Below are 4,355 nucleotides of genomic sequence, written 5' to 3' on the forward strand. Positions count from 1 at the left end.
GCCGGAGCGGCCGCCCGGCGGGGCGCCGGGCGGCAGGGGGTGCGGGCTGCTACTGCTTGCAGGTCTTGAGGCCGAAGGGCATGTAGGCCGGGCAGACCCCCACCGCGGCGGTGGCCAGCGGGATCAGGCCGATCCAGCCCCAGGCCGTCTGCGGGCCGACGAAGGCCAGGGCGATGAGGATGAGGCCGACGACGGCGCGGATCGTCCGGTCGGCCGTGCCCATGTTGCGGTTCAGCTCCATTGCGCCACCTCCTTCGCTGCTCGACGTGTGCCGTGTAGCCAGTCTGGCATATCAGCCCGGATGTCGTCGCAGGACGCGCTCGACCCACAGGGCGGCGAGCCGGTCGGCCAGGCGGTTCTGCTGCTGCCGGGCGGTGAGGTTGTCGAGGTCGACCCAGGCGAGCGGCTGGTCCTGCTCCGCACAGCTAAACACGGCCCGGGTGCGCTTGCCCGTCTCCGGGTCCTTCTGCCACTGCAGGCACTGCGCGCAGACGCCCTTGAGCATGCACTGCATGGGGCTGCCGACGGTGGCGACGGCCGCCAGGTGCTCGGGGAAGTAGCCGCGCAGGCCGTCGTCGAGGGCCTGCTGGAAGCCGCGCAATAGCCCCGTGCCGCCGACCACCAGCAGCCGGTCCACCTCGCCGAGGGGGATGCCGCCGCCGGCGATCTCGCCGTCGCCGTAGCGCCGGACCAGGTCGACCATGTCGGCGCTGACCACGGCGGCGTCCTGGCGCCGGCGGGGGGTGAAGGCCGGCTCCCGGGCCGTGGCCCAGACGATCTGGTCGGCGCCGGCCTCCAGCTCGTCGGGGTGGTCGATCTCGTCGGCGCCGGCGAAGGCGGCGATGTAGAGGACCCGGTTGCCGGCGGCGCGCAGCGCGGTGCCGATATCGTGCATCACCGCCGCCCCCCAGCGCCCGGCGACGACCATGACGGTACGCCCGGCGGGGATCTCGGTGGGGGCGCCGGTGGGCCCCATGAGGACCACCGGGTCGCCGGGGCGCAGCTGCGCGGCCACCCGCGCCGGTGCCCCCCACTGCAGGACCATCAGCCGGATGCAGTCGCCCTCGATGCCGGTGCCCGAGACGGTCAGCAGCGGCACCTGCAGCCGCGTGCCGTCGACGACGGGGCTGGCGCTCTCCAGGGTCTGCAGGCGGAAGAACTGCCCGGGCCGGAAGCGCGCCGCGGCCAGCGGCGCCCGGACCCAGATCTCGGCCACCCCCGGGCTCGGCCGCTCCACGGAGACCACCCGCGGGGTGAGCCGGGCGGCGAGGCCGTCGAGGAAGGCGCGGACGTTGCCGCCGGCGCGCCGGGGGCGGCGCTGCAGGGCGGTGAGCACCTGCGGGTAGCTGCGCCGGGCCGAGGCGATCGCCTGGACCACGCTGCCGGCGAACATCGGGTGGGTGTCGCCGAGGAAGCTCACCCGGCGGCCCTCGCCGGCGTAGGAGGTGAACGGCGCCACCTCCGGGGCCTTGCAGTGCTCGCCGCGGCTGACCGGCTGCAGGCCGTTGGGGTGGTCGATGTGGGGGCGGTAGTGGTCGGCCTCGAGGGCGAGGCTGCCCGGGTGCTCGTGGGCGTAGATGGTGTTGGGTACCGTCCCGGCGGCGACGAAGACCGAGCGCGCCGGCAGCTCCACCTCCTGCCCGGTGGCGTACCAGCGGCCGCCGCGGTCCTGGCGCATGCGCCGGAAGACCACCGCCTCGGTGTGCCCGAAGCGGTCGAGGCGGATGTGCAGCGGGTCGAGCCCCTCGGCGAAGAGGATCCCCTCCTCGGCGGCCTTGCGCAGCTCCTCGTGGTTGCGCCGGTAGGCCGGCGAGGCGCTCAGCGCCTTGCGGTAGGCGAGGGTCGCGCCGCCCCAGCGGTGGAGCAGGGCGGTAAGGTCCGGGGGCTCGCCGGCGGCCGCCGCCCGCCGGCGCTCGGCCTCGACGGCGCGGCCGTGCTCGAGGAGCTCGTCGAGGATGAGCCGGTCCTCCTCGCCGAGCTGCTCGCGCACGGCCGCCTCGCCCTGCTCGGCGGCCAGGGTTTCGTAGCGCCGGCGGATCTTCTCGGCCTGGGCGATGTAGTGGGCCTGCGCCTCGGTGGCGGTGTCCACGGCGGTCAGGCCGCCGCCGATGACCACCACGGGCATGCGCACCTGGAGGTTGGCGAGGCTCTCGGCCTGCCCGGCGCCGGTCAGCTGCAGGGCCATGAGGAAGTCGTTGGCCTGGCGCATGCCGCGGGCGAGGCTGTTGCCCAGCTCGAGCACCCGCGGGTAGCCGGCGCCGGTGGCCAGGCAGACGTGGTCGAAGCCGAGCGACCAGGCGTCCTCGAGGGTCAGGGTGCCGCCGAGGCGCACGCCGCCGTGGACGCTGTAGCGCGCCCGGCGGGCGAGGGTGAGGTAGATGAGCTTGAGGAAGTTCTTGTCCCAGCGGCTGGTGATGCCGTACTCGGCCACGCCGCCGAAGCCGTAGAGGGTGCGCGAGGCCAGCGGCTCGCGGATCGCCTCCCAGTCGCGGATGGGGCCGTCGAGCCACGCCTGGGGCAGCGGCTCGATCTTGAGGCCGTCGACGGCGACGACGGTGCAGCCGGCCATGGTCAGGTGGTGGGCCATGGTGAAGCCCGCCGGCCCCTGCCCGGCGATGAGCACCCGCCGGCCGTTGTCCGGGGCCGGCAGGTACTGCTCCCGGCGCAGGGGGTTCCAGCGCACGAGCAGGTGGTAGATCTCGACGCCGTAGGGCAGCGCGAGGACGTCGGTGAGCGCCCGCGTCTCGATCTGCGGGATGTCCACCGGCTCCTGCTTCTGGTAGATGCACGCCTTCATGCAGTCGTTGCAGATGCGGTGCCCCGTGGCCGGGACCATGGGGTTGTCGGCCATGGCCACGGCGAGCGCCGCCAGGGGCCGGGCGTCCCGGTAGAGGCGGTTCATCTCGGAGATGCGCTCCTCCAGCGGGCAGCCGGTGAGGGTGATCCCCAGCGGGTCGACCTTGAGGCCGAGCTCCGGGCGGCTCTTGCTCTCGGGGAAGCCGCGGGCGCAGAAGTCGCCCTCGTGGTCGTGGCAGTAGATGCAGTAGTGGGCCTGGTCGACGACCCGGCGCCGGCCGGCGCGCGCGTCGGTGAGCTCGAAGCCGTCGCGCCGGCGCCAGCGCTCCGGCGGGGCGTGCCAGCGGATGGCCCGCTCGTCGCCGCCCTGGGGCTCGAGCTCGACGAGCCGGGCGGGGTCGACGCGCTGGGGCAGGTCGAAGGCCGTCCAGCCGGCGACGGCGCGCTGCCCCTCGGGCTCGTGCAGGGCCGCGGCGCACCAGCGGGCGAGCCGCGCCGCGCCGGCCTCGTCGCCGGCGTCGAGCAGCTGCGCGCCGAGCCGGGCGACGCCCAGCTCGCGGTCCTCGCGGGGCAGCTGCCGGGCGGCGAGCTCGCCGTCGACCCAGGCGTCGAGGGCGGCGAAGGACTCGTCGCCGCGCTCGCGCAGGCGCCGGGCGCGGCGCTGCACGAAGGCCTGCTTGAAGGCCGCCACCTCGCCGTCGCGGGCGATGGCCGCGGCGGTCTCGGCGAGGGCCGCCTCGGCGCCGAAGAGCTCGGCGACGAAGGCCTCGAGGTGGGGGGCGGCGGCGAGGAGCAGGGCGCTCAGCGCCCGCCCCGGCTGCGGCTCCGCCGGCTGGTCGCGGCGCCGGCGCAGCTGCTCGGCGGTCTCGGGGGCGGCCGCGGCGAGGTGCTCGAGGAACGCCGCGTCGAGGCGCAGCAGGCCCTCGCGCGTGCCGAGATCGGCGAAGGAGAGCTCCGGGTGGCGGATCGGGTCGTCGCTCATGGCGTCTCCACGCGGGCCCGGTAGGTGAGGGTGCGGGTGCCGCCGGCCTCGAGGCGCAGCCGCCACTCGGCCCGGCGGGCGTTGCGCTCGGCGGGGCTGTCGCTGGCCGCGAGCAGCCGCCAGCGGCCGGGGAAGCGCTCGCGGAGGGTCACGGTGGTGGCGCGCTCGGCGCCGTTGCGCAGGCGGATCGCCCACTGCGCGATGAAGCCCTCGGCGCCCTCGAGCGCCCGGCGCGCCTGCAGCTCCCGCCGGGCGGTGACGGCGAAGCTCGGCCCCAGGGCCACCGCCACCGGCTCGCCCTCCGGCGTCGGCGGCAGGCGGCCGCTGCCGAGCCACGTGCTGCCGCGCTCCTCGTGCCGGTACAGGTCGAGGTTCCCGCCGGGCAGGTCGCCCTCCGCGGTCCAGGCGACCACCCGGGTGACCGCCGGGCGCTCGGTCTCGCGGGGCTCGGCGCCGGCGTCGCCGGTGACGCGGTGGTAGCGGCGGGCGGCGAGCCCCTCGCGGCGGAACAGGGGCAGGCGGTGGCGGCGCCCGGCGGTGAGGTCGTGGTGGCCCTCGAGCCGGTAGCGGGGGAAGC

Annotated in this window: 2 protein-coding genes and 1 pseudogene; all 3 read right to left on the bottom strand. The window is 76.1% G+C overall.

Features of this window, described 5'->3' with window-relative positions; translation table 11 throughout:
• Positions 1–49: 49 nt before the first annotated feature.
• The gene (locus tag CKO13_RS10930; protein ID WP_200260870.1) at positions 50–241 is read right to left on the bottom strand and encodes a YgaP family membrane protein; all 192 of its coding nucleotides are present in this window, start codon (positions 239–241) and stop codon (positions 50–52) included.
• A 51-nt stretch (positions 242–292) separates the two neighbouring features.
• Positions 293–3,778 carry an FAD-dependent oxidoreductase gene (locus CKO13_RS10935; RefSeq protein WP_200260872.1) on the bottom strand — a complete coding sequence of 1,162 codons (3,486 nt, stop codon included), beginning with the start codon at positions 3,776–3,778 and terminating at the stop codon, positions 293–295.
• Positions 3,775–4,355: pseudogene (locus CKO13_RS10940) on the bottom strand (hypothetical protein); the annotation flags it as partial. The gene CKO13_RS10935 and the pseudogene CKO13_RS10940, both read right to left, overlap by 4 nt.

The organism is Halorhodospira neutriphila (genome assembly GCF_016584055.1).
GTDB classification, from domain to species: Bacteria; Pseudomonadota; Gammaproteobacteria; order Nitrococcales; family Halorhodospiraceae; genus Halorhodospira; species Halorhodospira neutriphila.